Raw genomic sequence first — 580 nt, 5'->3', positions numbered from 1 at the left:
ATGGCTCTGATAGCTTCACTTACACCAATGAAGACGGCAATACTGAAACTGTTAGCGTAATAGTAGATCCTGTCGCTGACGACACAGTATTAGTCGCTGACTCAGCAACAACCAATGAAGACACGCCTGTCATTATCAATGTCGTGGGCAATGATACTGATGTGGATGGCGGTGTTATTTCACCGGTTGATACGGTAACCCAGGGTGCGAACGGCACGGTTGCTATTAACAATGATGGTACGGTGACCTACACGCCAAACGCTGATTTCAATGGGTCGGACTCATTTACGTACACCAATGAAGACAATGAAGACGGCAATACTGAAACGGTGAGTGTGGCAGTAGACCCAATCGCTGACGACACCGTATTAGTGGCTGACTCAGCAACAACCAATGAAGATACGCCAATTACCATTAATGTTGTAGGTAATGATACTGACGTTGATGGCGGTGTTATTTCACCGGTCGATACGGTAACGCAGGGTGCGAACGGTACGGTTGCTATTAACGATGATGGCACCGTAACCTACACGCCTGATGCTGACTTTAACGGCACTGATAGCTTCACTTACACCAATGA

General features: G+C 47.1%; 1 protein-coding gene. It reads left to right on the top strand.

The window, feature by feature from the left end:
- Positions 1–580: Ig-like domain-containing protein (locus SP041_RS20790; RefSeq protein ID WP_137298023.1), on the top strand; the 580-nt coding region annotated here is incomplete at both ends.

The sequence above is a fragment of the Psychromonas sp. SP041 genome (assembly GCF_000470315.2).
Classification (GTDB): Bacteria; Pseudomonadota; Gammaproteobacteria; order Enterobacterales; family Psychromonadaceae; genus Psychromonas.
The sequence above is the reverse complement of the archived record's forward strand: the minus strand, read 5'-3'. Positions and strand labels throughout refer to the sequence as shown.